The organism is Sphingomonas sp. 1F27F7B (assembly GCF_005503355.1).
Taxonomy (GTDB): Bacteria; Pseudomonadota; Alphaproteobacteria; order Sphingomonadales; family Sphingomonadaceae; genus Sphingomonas.
In genome coordinates this window covers 105,256-121,854 of sequence record NZ_SCMK01000010.1, presented here as the reverse complement: position 1 = coordinate 121,854, position 16,599 = coordinate 105,256, and the positions used below count along the sequence as shown (strand labels likewise).

The 16,599-nt window shown below is 68.9% G+C and carries 17 protein-coding genes; 10 read left to right on the top strand and 7 right to left on the bottom strand.

Annotated elements, in window-relative coordinates:
• Nucleotides 1–3: 3 nt before the first annotated feature.
• The 5 genes from FFS08_RS11495 (at nt 4) to pdeM (ending at nt 4,807) form a co-directional block, all read left to right on the top strand.
• Nucleotides 4–1,035, top strand: coding sequence for an SIS domain-containing protein (locus FFS08_RS11495; protein ID WP_137862051.1), 1,032 nt, complete (start codon nt 4–6; stop codon nt 1,033–1,035).
• On the top strand, nt 1,032–2,159 hold the full coding sequence (nagA, locus tag FFS08_RS11490) for an N-acetylglucosamine-6-phosphate deacetylase (protein WP_502702024.1): 1,128 nt from the start codon (nt 1,032–1,034) through the stop codon (nt 2,157–2,159). Before FFS08_RS11495 ends, nagA begins: the two co-directional genes overlap by 4 nt.
• A gap of 77 nt (nt 2,160–2,236) precedes the next feature.
• Nucleotides 2,237–3,634, top strand: a complete 1,398-nt coding sequence (locus FFS08_RS11485) for a M20/M25/M40 family metallo-hydrolase (protein WP_137862049.1) — start codon at nt 2,237–2,239, stop codon at nt 3,632–3,634.
• Between the two features lie 41 nt (nt 3,635–3,675).
• Nucleotides 3,676–4,113: a hypothetical protein gene (locus FFS08_RS11480; protein WP_137862048.1), complete on the top strand. Its 438-nt coding sequence runs from the start codon at nt 3,676–3,678 to the stop codon at nt 4,111–4,113.
• Between the two features lie 31 nt (nt 4,114–4,144).
• Nucleotides 4,145–4,807 carry a ligase-associated DNA damage response endonuclease PdeM gene (pdeM, locus tag FFS08_RS11475; protein WP_137862047.1) on the top strand — a complete coding sequence of 221 codons (663 nt, stop codon included), beginning with the start codon at nt 4,145–4,147 and terminating at the stop codon, nt 4,805–4,807.
• Here pdeM and FFS08_RS11470 read toward each other — a convergent pair.
• The 6 genes from FFS08_RS11470 to FFS08_RS11445 form a co-directional block, all read right to left on the bottom strand.
• Nucleotides 4,804–5,508: a GIN domain-containing protein gene (locus tag FFS08_RS11470; protein ID WP_137862046.1), complete on the bottom strand. Its 705-nt coding sequence runs from the start codon at nt 5,506–5,508 to the stop codon at nt 4,804–4,806. The genes pdeM and FFS08_RS11470 overlap by 4 nt on opposite strands.
• A gap of 37 nt (nt 5,509–5,545) precedes the next feature.
• Complete coding sequence (locus FFS08_RS11465) at nt 5,546–6,277, bottom strand: head GIN domain-containing protein (RefSeq protein WP_137862045.1); 732 nt, start codon at nt 6,275–6,277, stop codon at nt 5,546–5,548.
• 115 nt (nt 6,278–6,392) lie between these two features.
• Nucleotides 6,393–6,926 carry a CarD family transcriptional regulator gene (locus FFS08_RS11460; RefSeq protein ID WP_086127610.1) on the bottom strand — a complete coding sequence of 178 codons (534 nt, stop codon included), beginning with the start codon at nt 6,924–6,926 and terminating at the stop codon, nt 6,393–6,395.
• Between the two features lie 501 nt (nt 6,927–7,427).
• The gene (fdxA, locus tag FFS08_RS11455; RefSeq protein ID WP_137862044.1) at nt 7,428–7,766 is read right to left on the bottom strand and encodes a ferredoxin FdxA; all 339 of its coding nucleotides are present in this window, start codon (nt 7,764–7,766) and stop codon (nt 7,428–7,430) included.
• Between the two features lie 60 nt (nt 7,767–7,826).
• The gene (locus FFS08_RS11450) at nt 7,827–8,129 is read right to left on the bottom strand and encodes a S4 domain-containing protein (RefSeq protein ID WP_137862043.1); all 303 of its coding nucleotides are present in this window, start codon (nt 8,127–8,129) and stop codon (nt 7,827–7,829) included.
• Nucleotides 8,122–10,599, bottom strand: coding sequence for a helicase-related protein (locus FFS08_RS11445; RefSeq protein WP_137862042.1), 2,478 nt, complete (start codon nt 10,597–10,599; stop codon nt 8,122–8,124). The genes FFS08_RS11450 and FFS08_RS11445 overlap by 8 nt, the downstream gene beginning before the upstream one ends.
• 253 nt (nt 10,600–10,852) lie before the next feature.
• Between FFS08_RS11445 and FFS08_RS11440 the strand changes: the two genes are divergently transcribed.
• From FFS08_RS11440 to FFS08_RS11420, 5 genes are all read left to right on the top strand, one after another.
• Complete coding sequence (locus tag FFS08_RS11440; RefSeq protein ID WP_137862041.1) at nt 10,853–12,331, top strand: M23 family metallopeptidase; 1,479 nt, start codon at nt 10,853–10,855, stop codon at nt 12,329–12,331.
• Nucleotides 12,332–12,439: 108 nt separating this feature from the next.
• Nucleotides 12,440–12,877: a hypothetical protein gene (locus FFS08_RS11435; protein WP_137862040.1), complete on the top strand. Its 438-nt coding sequence runs from the start codon at nt 12,440–12,442 to the stop codon at nt 12,875–12,877.
• A gap of 86 nt (nt 12,878–12,963) precedes the next feature.
• Entirely contained in the window at nt 12,964–13,635 is a 672-nt protein-coding gene (locus FFS08_RS11430) for a glutathione S-transferase family protein (RefSeq protein WP_086127617.1), read from the top strand.
• Nucleotides 13,613–14,041, top strand: coding sequence for a DUF4279 domain-containing protein (locus tag FFS08_RS24290; RefSeq protein WP_212741998.1), 429 nt, complete (start codon nt 13,613–13,615; stop codon nt 14,039–14,041). Before FFS08_RS11430 ends, FFS08_RS24290 begins: the two co-directional genes overlap by 23 nt.
• A gap of 72 nt (nt 14,042–14,113) precedes the next feature.
• A complete protein-coding gene (locus FFS08_RS11420) occupies nt 14,114–14,728 on the top strand; it encodes a YbhB/YbcL family Raf kinase inhibitor-like protein (RefSeq protein WP_137862038.1) in 615 nt (204 codons plus the stop codon).
• 831 nt (nt 14,729–15,559) lie between these two features.
• Here FFS08_RS11420 and FFS08_RS11415 read toward each other — a convergent pair.
• Complete coding sequence (locus FFS08_RS11415; protein ID WP_249341025.1) at nt 15,560–16,555, bottom strand: GGDEF domain-containing protein; 996 nt, start codon at nt 16,553–16,555, stop codon at nt 15,560–15,562.
• Between the last annotated feature and the right edge of the window lie 44 nt (nt 16,556–16,599).

Sequence of the window (16,599 nt, the reverse complement as noted above, 5' to 3'; positions counted from 1 at the left end):
CGGATGACCAACCCCGAATCGACCCGCATGTTCGCCGAGGCGGCCGAAGCCGGCGCGGCAGTGCGCCGGCAGCTCGAGCGGAACGCGGAAGCGGTCCGCGAACTGGGCGCCCGCTTGCGCGCCACCCGCCCGCGCGGCGTGCTCACCTGTGCGCGCGGCAGCTCGGATCATGCCGCCACCTTCGGCCGCTATCTGATCGAGACGCGGCTGGGATTGCTGACCACTTCGGTCTCGCCTTCGATCGCCTCGGTCTATGGCGTCGAGACCGATTATTCCGACATGCTGGCGCTCGGCATCTCGCAATCGGGCAAGAGCCCCGACATCCTGGCCGCCATGCGCGCGGCCAAGGAAAGCGGCGCCCGCACCGTGGCGATGGTCAATGTCGAGGATTCGCCCCTCGCCGCCGAATCGGACACGCTGGTGCCGCTCCGGGCCGGGCCCGAGATCAGCGTCGCCGCGACCAAGTCGTACATCGCCGCGCTCGCCGCCCAGCTCCACCTGGTGAGCGAATGGGCCGGCGACGAGGCGCTCAAGGCCGGCCTTGCCGCGCTGCCCGGCCAGCTCGAGACCGCCTGGGCGGCCGACTGGTCGCCGCTCGTCGCGCGACTGCACGGCGCGCGCGGCCTCTATGTGATCGGCCGCGGCCTGGGCTTCGGCGTGGCGCAGGAAGCCGCGCTCAAGTTCAAGGAGACCTGCGGCCTCCATGCCGAGGCGTTCAGCGCCGCCGAGGTCCGCCACGGGCCGATGGCCCTGGTCGGCCCCGGCTTCCCGCTGCTCGTCTTCCGCCAGGACGACGCCACTGCCGACGGCGTCGACGATCTGGTCGCCGATGTGCTCGCCCGCGGCGGCGAAGTGCTGGTGAGCGGCGGCGAGGTGCCGGGCGCGATCCATCTGCCGCACCCGGCGGCAGGTCCGGCGATCGAGCCGATCCTGCAGATCCAGGCTTTCTACCGCGCCGCCAACGCGCTCTCGATCGCGCGCGGCTTCGATCCCGATCGGCCGCCGTCGCTCGCCAAGGTGACCGAGACCATCTGATGCAGGCGCTGATCCCGACACGCGCGCTGGTCGACGGCGCGCTCCGCGAAGGTGTCGCCGTCCTGATCGACGGCGCCAGCATCGCCGGCGTGGCGCCGGCCGATGCGATTCCCGCCGGCGCCGAGCCGCGGCGGCTGGACGGCACGCTCGCCCCCGGCTTCATCGATACCCAGGTCAATGGCGGCGGCGGCGTGCTGTTCAACGACGCGCCGACCGTGGCGGGCATCGCCGCGATCGGGGCCGCGCATCGCCGCTTCGGCACCACCGGCTTCCTCCCCACGCTGATCAGCGACGATCTCGACGTCATCCGTCGCGCCGTGGCGGCCGTGGATGCCGCGATCGCGGCCGGCGTGCCAGGCGTGCTCGGCATCCATGTCGAGGGCCCGTTCCTCAACGTCGATCGCAAGGGCATCCATTCGGCCGAGAAGATCCGTCCGCTCGACGCGGAGGGGATCGCGGCACTGACCGGCCTCACGCGCGGCCGCACGCTGGTGACGCTCGCGCCCGAGCGCGTGGCCGTCTCGGACATCGAGCAGCTCGTCGCCGCCGGCGTGGTGGTCGCGGCGGGGCATACCAACGCGCGCTACGACCAGGCCAAGGCGGCGGTGGCCGCGGGCATGCGCGGCGTCACGCATTTGTTCAACGCCATGTCGCCGCTCGGCTCGCGCGAGCCGGGCATGGTCGGCGCCGCGCTCGATTCGGACGCGCTGGTCTGCGGACTGATCGTCGACGGGCATCATGTGAACCCGGCCACGCTGCGCCTGGCGCTGCGCTGCAAGCCGGCCAGCGGCTTCATGCTGGTGACCGATGCGATGCCCTCCGTCGGATCGGACGCGAGCGATTTCGTGCTGCAGGGCCGCCACATCACCGTCAAGGACGGCGCCTGCCGCAGCGACGACGGTACCCTGGCCGGATCGCACCTCGACATGGCAGCCGCCGTGCGCAACGCTGTTGCGATGCTGGGCATCGACCTGGCGACCGCAGTGGCGATGGCAAGCGCCAGCCCCGCGGCGCTGATGGGGCTTGACGACACACATGGCCGGATCGCGCCGGGCCATGCCGCCGATCTGGTACTGCTCGACGATGCCGGGCAGGTCGCCGCGACCTGGATCGGCGGGGCCTGAAGCGGGCCGGCCTCCGATCGACGCCGCGGTACCGCGCCGGCTTGCTCCCGGTCCCGCACGGGCGTAGCGCTGCCGGCATGACCGACTCCACCAAGGCGCTCGACTATGTCGAGGCGCATCTCGACGACAGCCTGGACCGACTCTTCGCGCTGATGCGCGTCCCCTCGGTCTCGACCGATCCCGCCTATGCCGAGCAGTGCCAGCACGCCGCGAAGCTGCTCTCCGACGAGCTGGCCGGGCTGGGCTTCGCCGCCCGCGTCGCGCAGACGCCGGGCCATCCGATGGTGGTGGCCCATCATGACGGCGACGGCCCGCACATCCTGTTCTACGGCCATTACGACGTGCAGCCGGTCGATCCGATCGCGCTGTGGAAGCGCGATCCGTTCGATCCGGTGATCGAGACGCGCGGCGACGGCGCGAAGCAGATCGTCGGCCGCGGCGCATCGGACGACAAGGGCCAGCTGCGCACCTTCGTCGAGGCCTGCCGCGCCTGGAAGGAGACGGCGGGCCGGCTGCCGTGCAAGGTGACGATCCTGTTCGAGGGCGAGGAGGAATCGGGTTCGACTAGCCTCGAGCCGTTCCTCCACGCCAATGCCGAGGAGCTGAAGGCCGATTTCGCCCTGATCTGCGACACGCTGATGTGGGATACCGAGACGCCGGGCCTCACCATCGGCCTGCGCGGCATGGCCGCGGGCCAGGTGACGGTGCGCGGGCCGTCGCGCGATCTCCATTCCGGCCTCTATGGCGGCCCGGCGCGCAACCCGATCCAGCTGCTCTGCACGATCCTGGGCGAGATGAAGGATGCGGACGGCCGCGTGACGCTCGCCGGCTTCTATGACGGCGTGCCCGAAGTGACGCCGGCGGTGCGCGCGAGCTGGGACGCGCTCGGCTTCGACGGCGCGGAGTTCCTCGGCGAAGTCGGCCTGAGCGTGCCGGCCGGCGAGAAGGGCCATGACGTGCTCGAACAGGCCTGGTCGCGGCCGACCGCCGAGATCAACGGCATCTGGGGCGGCTATACCGGCGAAGGCTTCAAGACGGTGATCCCGGCAGAGGCCCATGCGAAGGTCAGCTTCCGCCTGGTCGGCGCCCAGGACCCGGCCAGGATCTGGACGTCGTTCGAGGAGCATGTCCGCTCGCGCCTGCCCGCCGATTGCTCGGCGGAATTCACCGGCCGCGGCCCCGGCAGCCCGGCGGTGACTGTCTCCAGCGACAGCCCGCCGCTCGCCGCCACGCGCGCGGCGCTCGATGCCGAATGGGGCAAGGCGGCGCTGATCGGCTGCGGCGGCGGCATCCCGGTCGTCACGTCGATCTCGAAGATCCTCGGCATGGACACGGTATTGGTCGGCTTCGCGCTGACCGACGACAATATCCACTCGCCCAACGAGAAATACGACCTGAAGAGCTTCCACAAGGGCATCCGATCCTGGGTGCGGATCCTCGCGGAAATCGGCGAGATGGCGAAGGTGCCGGCCTGATCGCGCTGGCTCGAATCGGCCAGCTCGGCTAGGTTCGGGCCATGCGTGAGGGGGCTCGATTCATCGCTTTGGTGCTCGGCGGCGCGGCGCTGGCGGCCTGCCAGCCCGACGCGGCCAAGCCGGTGCAGAAAGCCGAAGCGAGTGAGGCGGCGGCGCCTGCCCCGGCCAAGCCGGCCGTGGAGGCCCCGCTGCACGACTGGCTGGTCGGCAGCTGGTCTTTCGAAAGCAGCTGCGCGTCGGATTTCATCGCGCACTATGCGGCCGATGGCAGCCTCGACAACAGCGGCGAGATGGGCGGCTGGGCGCTGGCCGGCAACATGGTGACCGAGACGATCCGCGAGCGTTACGACGCGGCGGCGAGCGACGGCGCCGAGAAGGTGAACCCGCCCGAGACGCGCAGCTACACGATCGAGCGCGCCGACCAGGATCACGGCACGATCACTTATCAGGGCCGCAAGGTGCCGATGCTGCGCTGTTGACGGCGCGGCCGCGAGGATCGATACCGGGGCCATGGTTCCCCTTTCGTTCGCCGGCCATGACCTGATGGCGCTCCCCGAGGGCGCGCTTTACTGGCCGGCGCGCAGGGCCCTGCTCGTCGCCGACCTGCATTTCGAAAAGGGCAGCTGGTTCGCCGCGCGCGGGCAGATGCTGCCTCCCTATGATTCGATCGCGACTTTGCACGCGGTCGAGGCGCTGGCGGTGCGGACCCGGGCGCGCGAGCTCTGGTGCCTGGGCGACAGTTTCCACGATTCGCAGGGGTGCGAGCGGCTGCCCGAAGATGCGCGCGCGCTGCTCGCCCGGCTCACCGCCCGGCTCGACTGGCGCTGGATCACCGGCAATCACGACAGCCTGCTGATCGCCCCCCTTGGCGGCACGATCCTGGAGGAAGCCGAGATCGACGGCCTGATCCTGCGCCACGAGGCCGAGCCGGCGGATCCGCGCCCCGAGCTCTCGGGCCATTTTCACCCCAAGCTGCGCCTGCGTATCCGGGGGCGGCAAGTGGCGCGGCGCTGCTTCGTCGCGTCGCCGACCAAGCTGATCCTGCCGGCCTTCGGCGCGCTCACCGGCGGGCTGGACGCGCATCACCCCGAGATCGTCCGCGCGGTGGGGCCCAGTGCACAGGCGCTGGTCGCGCTCGAGGACCGGCTGCTGCGCTTCCCGCTCGCGGCCTAGCTTCCCCGGCGCGGTTCGAGATCGGCGCACTCCACCGGGCCCTGCCCGATCACCTGGCATTTGGCCGGGCCGAGCACGCGGACCAGCCCACTCGATGTCGCGCTGATCTGGGCGTTATAGCGCACGTTCATCACCAGCGCGCCGCCGCTTCCCGACACGAGCAGCGCATCGGCGGTGGTGAACGCCGCAGCGTCGAGGTTGCTGGTGCCATAGAGCCGCACCCGTGTGTGCAGCGCATTGCCGGTCAGCGCCACCGTACCCGCGCCGGCCAGGGTGACGCCCAGATCCTGCGCATCGATCTTGCCGATATCGATCCGCCCCGCCCCATTGAGCGAGACGTCGAGCCGGTTGCCACGCATTTCTGCGATCTTCAGCAGCGCGCCGCCATTGGTCTGCACCACCCGCAACCCGGGCACGGTGACACGGATGCGGGCATCGCTCGCGATCTTGCCCGCGGCCGATTCCCAGCTCTGCGTGCCGGAATTGATGACCAGCGTGCCCGCTTCAACTCGCACGGCGACGCGATCGAGCGCGGCGCGATCCCCGGCGATCGTCACGCCCGGCGAACCGGGCGCCACTTCCACCGCGAACGGGCCGTCGATCCGCAGCCGGTCGAAGCCGGTGACCATCACGACGCGCTCGTCTCCCGGCGCGGCGGCACCGACAAGCAGCAGCAGGGGAGCGAGGGCGAGCCGATACATGGACGCACCCTTGCGCGGCTTCAGCGCCGAGGCAAGCTCAGGAGCAATGCGCCTCGCCCGAGCCCACCGCGCTCACCGAGCATTTCGCGCCGCCGGTGAGATTGACGTCGCCCGAGCCCGCGATCGAGACCGAGGCGCCGCCCCTGACCACACCGCGCAGGCTGCCCGACCCGATGACCGAGATGCTGGCGCCGGTGGCGGTCAGCTTGCTGGCATCGATGTCGCCCGAGCCGGCGATCGAGGCGTTGAGCCGGTTGACCGTGCCTGCGACGGTGAGGTCGCCGGAGCCCGCGATCGAGAGATCGGCGTCGGTGGCGGCAAGCGTGGCGATGCCGAGATTGCCCGAGCCGGCGATCGCGCCGCGGAAAGCGCCCTCGGCCTTGTCGACGCTCATGTTACCGGAGCCGCTCACGCTCGCACCATCGAGCTTCGGCAGGACGACATGGACCTTCGCTCCGCGGTCGTTGCTGAACGAGAAGCCGTTCCGGTCCTTGCGGCCGACGCGCAGCGTGCCGTCGACCACGCGAACCTCGAGCTGGTCGAGGACGGCCGTATCGCCCTCGGCGGTGACTGCGAACTGCGCGCCGCTGCGCACCTCGATATCGTCCGGCCCGCGCAGATCGACCTTGGTGAAGCCGGTCGCGTCATAGCTGCGCTTGGCGCCGACGCCGCTCGGCTTGACCGTGTGGCCTTCCTTCTCCCAGCTGGCATGGCAGGCGGCAGCGGTCGTTAGCGGCAGCAGGGCCAGGGCGATCAGAGCAGCGCGCATCGAAACTTCCTCCCGAAATCCATGTGTATTGGATACATAATACACCATCGATCAGACAAGGAAAAGGGGCGGTTTTCAAGGCCGCCCCTTGCTTCGGGTTCCGGACCGATCGGGGTCAGGCCGGAACCTTGTCCTTGTTGTGGATCGCCGCGGCCTTGCGCAGGATCTCGAGGATCTTCTCGAGCGCGGCCGGCTCGTCCACTTCCTCCATCGCCGCGAGTTCGCGGGCGAGGCGGCTGGCGGCCGCTTCGAAGATCTGGCGCTCCGAATAGCTCTGCTCGGGCTGGTCGTCGGCGCGGAAGAGGTCGCGGACCACTTCGGCGATCGACACCAAGTCGCCCGAGTTGATCTTCGCTTCATATTCCTGGGCGCGGCGCGACCACATGGTGCGCTTGACCTTCGGCTTGCCCTTCAGCGTATCCAGCGCTTCCTTGAGCGTCTTGTCGCTCGAAAGCTTGCGCATGCCCACGCTCTCGGCCTTGTTGGTCGGAACGCGCAGCGTCATCTTTTCCTTTTCGAAGCGCAGCACGTAGAGTTCGAGCTGCATTCCCGCGATTTCGGATTTCTGGAGCTCGATCACACGGCCAACGCCGTGCTTGGGGTAAACGACATAATCGCCGACATCGAAGGACAGCGCCTTGGCAGCCATGTGCGAGGAACCTTTCGTGATAACCGGCCCCGACGGGCTCGGCGTCCACCCCGGCGAATACGGGACGGGCTGATCGGGGCGACTTCTCTTTGCTTCTCCGGGCGGAGGCGAATCTTCCTCCGTCTCCGGCCATTTAACACGTTTGCAATAAAATTACCAGACCGAGTGCGCCGCTGTGCAGCGAAAATATGCAATTCATCGCAGGATTCCGGCGATTCCCTCGCCGCGGCCAATGTCGCGAACCTGTTCATATTGTGTCTGCCGCTCGCTGCCGGGCCGGACGACCCCAGGATCCGGCAAGGGCACGCGACCGATTCGGCGGCGCTGCACCGCAGCGTGACGCTTCCGCAACAATCCCGGACTCTGCTTCATGCGGAGCAAGGCAAGCGCCAGGGCCCATGCGCATCGCCCCCGGCCGATGCCACCCGACCAAGTGCAGCCGAGCCCGGCTGTTCACTGCAGTCGAATTGCCGGCTCCGCGGATGCCGGCAAGACCGGAACCTAGTTACCCGAGCCGGGCTCGGGCGAGAAGAACTGCTCGAACTTGCCCTCGACGCCCTTCATCGCATCGGCGTCGGCGGGCGCGTCGCCCTTCTGGGTGATGTTGGGCCAGGATTCCGAATAAGTGCGATTGAGCTCCAGCCACTTCTCGAGGCCGTTCTCGGTATCCGGCAGGATCGCCTCTGCCGGGCATTCGGGCTCGCAGACGCCGCAGTCGATGCACTCGTTCGGATTGATGACGAGCATGTTCTCGCCCTCGTAGAAGCAGTCAACCGGACAGACCTCGACACAATCCATGTACTTGCACCGGATGCAGGCGTCGGTGACGACATAGGTCATGGAAACTGGCCCCTTGGATCGAAGACGTGGGGGTCCTGCTATGCCTGTGGATTCGCTGCGTCAATCAATTGGCGCTTCCTGCGAGACGTTCTCAGTGACCACCAGGTCCTGATAGCAGGCGCGTCCTTCGCCCGGCGGGCCGCGCCGGGCGGGCAGCAGTTCGACCCGCACCACCCGGACCCTGCCATAGAGCGGGAAGGCCAGGACGCACCCCACCCGCACGGTGGCGGAGCTGCGCTCGACCCGGCGGCCGTCGATGCGAAGCGTGCCCCGCTCGGCGATGGCCTGCGCCGCCGAACGCGTCTTGGCGAGGCGCGACCACCAGAGGAACCGGTCGATCCGCATCACCCCGCCGTCAGCCATGTTTCAGCGCCTCGAGCGCCGCGAAGGCATTGTCGCGCGGCGGCGCCTTCGGCCTGGGCGGCGCGACCAGTCCCTGCCATATCCAGTGCTGCGGCGCACCTTCGGCGGATCGTGCGGTGCGGAAGCCGAGCTGGGCCATCAGCCGCGCCAGCGTTTCGGCGGTCAGCCCCATCGAAGTGGCGAGCGCCGGATCGGGAGCGAAGGGCTTGCGCCCCTGCCGGGCATCATGCGCGGCGCGGGCGATACGCTCGACCAGGTCGACGCGCACTGCCTGCGCGCCCAGCGGGCGATAGCCATGGACGAGATCGGCACCCGGGGCGGCGCGCGGCAGCACGGTGGCGCCGTCGCGCGGCGCCTCCGCCAGGTCCATCAATTCGCGCCGCCAGCGCGCCGCGCCGGGCTTGAGCAGGGCGGGCGCGAAGATGTCGAGCGTGCCGATGGTGACGCCGGCCTGGCGCAGCCGCTGGCGCGCCGGCGGGTCGAGCGCATCCACCAGCGTGGCGGCGGCGCGGCGCGGCAACAGCCCGCCGGCTTCGAGCAACGCGTTCGCGAGCGCGCGCAACGGCGAGCCGGCCGCCGGATCGCGCATCGCCGCGTCGAGCTTGCCCAGGACGGGAAGGCGCTTGCTGATCTGATCGGCGAACCACCGCTCGAGCCGGGCCTGCACCGCCGCCCGAGCCGGCGGATCGAGCACGTCGAGCGCGCGGTCCAGCCGGATGCGCGGTCGGGCGATGTTGGGCCCGGGCTCCAGCGCCGCGACCGCCACGCCGTTCCAGGTGAGCACCGACCCGGTCAGCGCGATCGCCCCGTCCTCGGCCCCGGCCAGCGCGGTCCCGCGCTTGCGATACTCGCCACCCAGCCGCTTCTCCGCCGCCGCCAGCAGCATGCGCTTGTCCGCGGCGCGCGCCTCGGGCGCGACCGTGAAGCGAAAGCCGGTAAGCGTGCCCAGCGCATGCTCTTCGACGGTCACTTCGCCTTCAGGCCCGATCGTCACCGGCAGGTTCGAGGCGTCGGCGCCGATCTGACGCAGCAGCACGGTGGTGCGCTTGTCGACGAAGCGCTGGGTCAGGCTGGCGTGCAGCGCATCGGAGAGCTTCTCCTCCACCGCGCGGGTACGCTCGGCCCAGTGCGCCGGATCCTCCAGCCAATCGGCGCGGTGCGCGATATAGGCCCAGCTGCGCGCCGCCGCGATGCGCCCGGCCAGCGTCTCGACATCCCCGCCCATATTGTCCAGCCGCTGGATCTCGTCGGCGAACCATATGTGCGGCACATGGCCATGCCCTTCGGAGAGATGCTCGAACAGCCGGCCGACGAACCGGCTGTGCGGCTCGGCCCCGAGCTTGCGGAAATCGGGCAGGCCGCACGCCGCCCAAAGCCGCCGGACCATCGCCGGCGAGCGCACGCGCTGGCGGACCCAGTCCTCTTCCGCAAGCCGCTTGAGCACCGCAAGGTCCACCGCCTCGGGTGCGGCGCGCAGCACCTCGCTCCGGGGCTTGGCTTCCAGGCTGGCGATCAGCGCCTCGATACTGGCGAAATCGGGCTCCCCCTCGCGCCAGTAGAGCTTCTCCAGCGGCGGCACCCGGTGCGCCTCGATTGCCAGCACTTCCTCCGGCGTGAAGGCATTGGGGCCATCCTCATGCAGCGCACCGAAGGTCCCGTCCCTCTGGTGCCGCCCCGCGCGTCCCGCGATCTGCGCCATCTCGGCCACGGTGAGCCGGCGCTGGCGGCGTCCGTCGAACTTGGAAAGCGAAGCGAAGGCGACATGGTGCACATCCATGTTGAGCCCCATGCCGATCGCATCGGTGGCGACGAGATAGTCGACCTCGCCCGCCTGGAACATCGCGACCTGGGCGTTGCGGGTGCGGGGGCTCAATGCGCCCATCACCACCGCCGCACCGCCGCGCAGGCGCCGCAGCGCCTCGGCGACGGCATAGACTTCCTCGGCGCTGAACGCGACGATCGCCGAGCGGCGTGGCAGCCGGGAGAGCTTCTTCGCCCCGGCATAGGAGAGCGTGGAGAAGCGCGGCCGGCCGATCACTTCCGCGTCGGGGACGAGCGCCTTCAGCATCGGCTTCAGGCTGTCCGAGCCGAGGATCATCGTCTCGTCGCGGCCGCGGGCGCGCAGCAGCCGGTCGGTGAAGACGTGGCCGCGCTCGGGATCCGCGCCCAGCTGGGCCTCGTCGAGCCCGACGAATGCCACCTCACGCTCCAGCGGCATCGATTCCGCAGTGCACAGGAACCAGCGCGCCCTGGGCGGCAGGATCTTCTCCTCGCCGGTGATCAGCGCGACTTCGGCGTCGCTGCCCTTCATCCGGACGACGCGGTCATAGACCTCGCGCGCCAGCAGGCGCAGCGGAAAGCCGATCATGCCGCTGGCATGTCCGGCCATCCGCTCCACTGCGAGATGCGTCTTGCCGGTGTTGGTGGGCCCCAGCACGGCAGTGATCGGAGAACGCGCGAAACGACTCATTGCGACTCCCAAGATCGTTCCGAGTCGCCCCTTAAGCAACTCCCCCAGCTTGGCCATCCGCCTTAACCATGTTGGAAATACTGGCGAATATGGTGAACGCTTCGCTTCATCCGCGAGGCGGCACAACTCGCCGCACGAGCCGGCCCCGAACAGGGTGCTTAATTTGACTTTAAGTCCTGCCTTCCACACTGATCTTGTCGGTAGCCGGGGGTTTACGGCACGACATCGACGACCTTTTGGGGGGCGTTGCGCCTTGTATCTGCGTAGTGATCATGGAGAGGGGCTGACCGGCGGCGGCGCATCGGCGCGCGTCACGGCCCCGCCGCGCGGCCTTGCCGCACGCTTCAACGAACGCTTCGCCGACTTCGAGTTTGCGCCGGACCTTGGCTCGCGCATCGGCTCGCTCACCTGGTATCGCGGCGCCGCGACTTGCGTCGCCCTGATCGCCGCCACCTTGCTGCTCGCGCCCGGCTTCGAGAATCCGATCTACGGCGCCGTCCCCGCGCCGCTTTCCGGTGCCGAGTTCGATGCCACCCAGGCCCAGGCCATCAAGCCGCTCGGCATGGGTTCGGGCACCGGCGTCCGCGTCGCCGCGACCGGGCTGGTTTCGCCCCTTACCGACACGCCGGAGCGGCCGCTCCTCGAAGGCACCACCAAGCTGGCCTCGGGCGGCGCCCTGCTCGCGACGCTGATGCGCTCCGGCATCGGCAAGGCCGACGCCGCCACCGTGGGCAACCTGATCACCAGGGCCGTGGCGCTGGACGAGATCCAGCCCAACACCATGGACTATACGCTGGGCCGCCGCGTCGACAAATCGCAGCCGCGCCCGCTCGAGAAACTGGATATCCGCACGCGGTTCGACCAGCGCGTGCTGTTCGTCCGCACCGGCAACGCACTCTCGATGCGTGCCATTCCGATCGCGATCGATCGCACGCCGCTGCGCATCCAGGGCACGATCGGCAGGTCGCTCTATCGCTCGGCCCGCGCTGCCGGCGCTCCGGCCAAGGCAGTGGAAAGCTATATCAAGGCGCTGGCGACGCGCACCCCGGTCTCGCGGCTCGGCTCGGACTGCAAGTTCGACATCATCGTCGGCCAGGCGCGCGCCGAGACCGGCGAAGTGCAGATGGGAAGCCTGATGTACGCCGGCGTCAGCGGCTGTTCGAACAAGGTGCAGCTCGCGCCGTTCGAGCAGGGCGGCAAGACGACCTGGTTCGACGGCCTGGGCCGCGGCAGCACCACCGGCGCGATGGCGATGCCGGCGAACGGCCGCTTCTCCTCGGGCTTCGGCATGCGCCGCCACCCGATCCTCGGCTATACCCGCATGCACCGGGGCGTAGACATCGCCGCGCCCTGGGGCTCGCCGGTCTTCGCCGCAAGCGACGGCGTCGTCCAGTTCGCCGGCCGCAGCAGCGGATACGGCAATTTCATCAAGGTCACGCATGGCAATGGCTATGGCACCGGCTATGGCCATCTCAGCCGCATCTATGTCCGGGGCGGCGAGCGCGTGCGCCGCGGGCAGCGCATCGGCGCCGTGGGCAATACCGGCCTGTCGACCGGGCCGCACCTGCACTATGAGCTCTATCGCAACGGCATGGCGGTGAACCCGCGCTCGGTGTCGTTCACCAGCACCCAGCAGCTTACCGGCGGCGATCTCGGCGAGTTCAGGGCCGAGTTGAACCGCCTGCTCTCGGTGCCCGTCGGGCACGGCGCCGTGAAGGATGCCGAAGACTGAGCCCTCTCCTCCGGCTAGGAGAAGCACGGCTCGTCGCAACCTGCTCCGCTTGTCCCGGCCATTTGTGCTATGGAGGCGTGATATCCGAGTCCCACTCCGGAGCGTGCCATGCGTCTCTTCCTAACCGCTGCCCTGTTCTGCTGCGCCGCCGCCCCGGCGCTCGCCCAGCAGTCGCAACCGGCCTCCACGCGCGACGCTTCCACCCGCGACAAGGCCGAGGCGCTCGCCCGGGCGCTGAACAATCCGATGGTGCAGGAAGGCGCAGCGGCGATGCTCACCAACCTCGCCGGCATCGTGCTCGACACGCGTGTCGGCCCGATCGCGCATTATGTCGACCCCAGGATCGGCGAGCAGGACAGCCTGCGCGACATCCAGCGCCGCAACGATCCGGACTTCGAGAAGCATTTCCACCAGGACGCCCGCCGCGCCGTTGCCGCCGCGGGCAAGCTCACCGACGGTGCGCTGCAGATGCAGGAATCGCTGGACCAGACCGCCGCGCGGCTCCGCGCCGCGCTCGCCCCGCTGCGCAACGCGCTCGGCAATTGAACCGCTTGCGCAACAACTTCGCCGCGCGTGCACGGTATTCCCGCAAGCGCTTTACGCGGCCGCGTCCCGAGTCCTAAAGCGAGGCCATGTGGCAGCTTTACCAATTCCCGCTCTGTCCCTTCTCGCGCAAGGTCCGGCTGCTGCTGGGCGAGAAAGGCGTGGGCTATGAACCCGTGCGCGAATCGCCCTGGCTGCGGCGCGACGAGTTCCTCGATCTGAACCCCACCGGCCAGGTGCCGGTGATGGTCGATGACGAGCGCGGCGTGACGTTGATCGATTCGCAGGTGATCTGCGAGTTCTTCGAGGAAACGGTGAACAAGGCGCCGATGCTCAACGGCACCGCCACCGATCGCGCCGAGATCCGCCGCCTGGCGATCTGGTTCGACACCAATTTCTATGCCGAGATCACGGCGCCCCTGCTCCACGAACGGATGCTGAAGCGCATCGTCTACAAGCAGTCGCCCGACGGCCAGGCGCTGCGCAATGCGATGAAGGCGGCGGTCAACCATCTCGACTATATCGACTATCTGCTCGATCACCGCACCTGGCTGGCGGGCCCGACGATGAGCCTCGCCGATCTCGCGGCGGCGGCGCAGATCTCGATCGCCGATTATCTGGGCGGGATCGACTGGAAGAGCCACGAGCAGGCCAAGGGCTGGTACATCCGCATGAAGAGCCGCCCGAGCTTCCGCCCACTGCTGAGCGAACGGATGGAAGGCATCCCGCCGCCCGCCGATTACGAGAAGCTCGACCTCTAGTGGGAGAGTTGCACCAGTCCGCCGCGACACTTGGCTTCTACGGAGACGATCTCGATCCGGAGGAACTGACCGCGGGGCTGGGCAGCTTGCCGACCGTCGGCGTCCGCAAGGGCGGCATCTGGCATACTTCGCTCGGTGCCCCACCGGCTCGTGGCGCATCCGGGCCGAGCGTTGCTCGCCCGGCGATCTGGACGGTCAGATTCGGGCATTGCCGGCGCCGCTGACTCGCGATTTCGATGCCTGGCGTGCCCTTTCCGCACGGTTCGGCGGCAGGATCTTCGCGGGACTCTTCCTGGCCGAATGGAATGAGGGGATGCGGCTGGAAGCGGACACCCTCGCCGCGCTCGCGGAACGCGGGCTGTACATCGATTTGGACAACTATGCCGCGACCGGCGCGGGCGAATGAAACTCCCGGCGCCCCCATGCGCTTTTCCGGCCAGGACCCGATCATTCCGATCGGGCCGCCACCGGGATAGCCATGCTCGAACATCTTCCCCATTGGCTCGGCAAGGCGCTGAGCCCCTTTCGTGCCGGAGCCGACAAGCTGGCGATCGTGCGGCCGGAGCTGGCCGGCGAGGGCGTGATCCATCTCGCCAGCCCGGCCTTCGCGAACGGCGCAAGGTTGCCCGATCGCTTCACCGCCGACGGCGAGGGCATCTCGCCCCCGCTTTTCTGGACGGGGGTGCCCGAAGGCACCGCGCGGCTGGTGCTGATCGTCGAGGATCCCGATGCGCCGACGCCGCAGCCGGTGGTGCATGCGATCGTCTGGGGCCTGCCGCTCGACGGCGACCTCAAGGAAGGCGACATCGCGCCTGACGACGGGAGCGGCCCGGACGGCGAGGATGTCGGCCGCAACAGCCGCTTCGTCGAGGGCTGGCTGCCGCCCGATCCGCCCAACGGGCATGGCGAGCACAATTACGCTTTCCAGCTCTTCGCATTGAGCGAGGGGGAGGATCCCGGTGGGAATCCCGGGCGCGGCGCGATCCTGCGCGCGATGGAGGGCCGGGTGATCGCCGCCGGGTTGCTCACCGGCACCTATTCGCGAGGCGAGGAGGCTCCGGCCAGGCCGGCAGGCGCCGGGGTCGCCGTCTGATCGCCGATCGGGCCCTGGCTGGCGAAGCCGGTCGGCGGGTGGAAGTTGCTCACCTGCTCCATGCTGGTGGATGCGGGCCTTCCTTCCCCTTTTCGTCGGCCGCCGCCGCAGGAACCCGCGCGAGGCCGGAGAACGGGGCGCCTTGGCCCAAATTTCCCAGGCTTCCGCAGTCGCGCTCCTCCACGCGATTCAGCCGTTCTCCCTTGGGTGGAGCACCGGGCCCGTCACGCGGTCGGGGTGTCTGCCGGGCGCGCCCTCATGTCCGGGGCAGCGCGTCTTCATGGATCCTCTCGGCGGGTTCCGTCTTGGGGGCATCCTCCTGGAATGCCTTGGGAACCGTAAGGCGGGCCGGGGTTCCGCCGGGGTGACCGCCGGGCGGTCCGGCAGGGCTCAGCCGAAGTGGTTGAAACCCTGCAGGCCGACCGTGGCGATCGTCATTGCGGTGATGGCGAACGATGCCGCACCGATCATCAGGCTACGCGTCATGCTTATTTATCCTCTCCGTTCCGTTGGGGTCGCTGCGGGTCACGCGATCGGAACCACGGGCGACGAGAAGAGCACGATGGCATAGGTGAGAACGACGGCACCGACGACGGCGACGCTGTGCTGGAACGAGCTGATACGAACGGCCATGGTAGTTACTCCCTGTATGTTCGGCTGCCGGACCATCCGGCGTTGCCGATGCCAGATGAATTGCAGGGAGCGTGCCAGTTTTCTAAGTGATTGATTTTACTACGGGCGCGTTAGAAAGTTACGCGCAGTTGGGAAGTTTCACACCAAGCTATGGTGTAATTTCCCAATCAAAGGCGGACAGTCACTGTCCGTTTCCGGTCAGTCGATACGGATGCAGTTCCGGCCACCATTCTTGGCGGCGTAGCAGAGCTGATCGGCCCGGTGGAACACCGTGCCGAACACTTCGCCCTGCGCCGCCGGGCTGAGGCCGGCGGAGAAAGTGATCTCGCCCAGCGGGGCGTCGGTCTCGCGCAGGCGATAGCGTTTGGCGGAGACGGCGAGGCGGGCGCGGTCCAGCACTTCGCGCGCGGCCCTCAGGTCGAGGCCGGTGAACAGGACCACGAACTCCTCGCCGCCATAGCGGGCGACGAGATGGCTCTTGCAGGTGTCGGACAGCGCCTCGCCGAGCGCCTTGAGCACGCGGTCGCCGACGACATGGCCGAACCGGTCGTTGACCGACTTGAAGTGATCGACATCGCACACGGCCATGCAGATCCGCGCACCGGCCGAGGCCTGGGCGGCATAGGCCTCCTCGAAGGCGCGGCGATTGGGCAGGCCCGTGAGCGGATCGCGGCGGGCATTGTCGCGCGCTTCCTCCAGCTTGGTCCGCAACTCGCTGGCTTCGCGATTGGCCGTCTCGAGCCGCGCTTCGGCGTTGCGGACGCGCTCGAGCATCGTCGCGGTGATGCGGCTGATCTCGAGATCATCGCCGCCCGAGCTGCGCATCGCCTGGGCGCTGGCCGCCAGGTCGCGGCCGAAATCCTTGGTCTCGGCACGCATCGCGGTGACCATATCCTGGAAGCCCTCGACTTGCATCTGGGTCTGGGCGACCAGGCCCTGGGCCTTCTCGATCACCGCGGTGGGTGTGCCGGCAACCGGCTGCGTGTCGCAGCCCAGCGCCTCGATGTCGCGCCGGGTGAGGCGGACGCCGCCGTCGGTCAGCACGTGCACCGCCCGGGCAAGCGGGCCGTCGGGGTTGGCGAGGAGCTGATAGGCGAACGCATAATTGGCCGGATCGGGATCCAGCCGCTGGTCTATCAGAAACTCTCCGATACGGTCGTACAGGCTGCGTGCGGCTTGGGAACCGCTTGCCATCCGAACGGCCTTGGCCGCGACCATCTGCGTCAGTTCCTCATCAG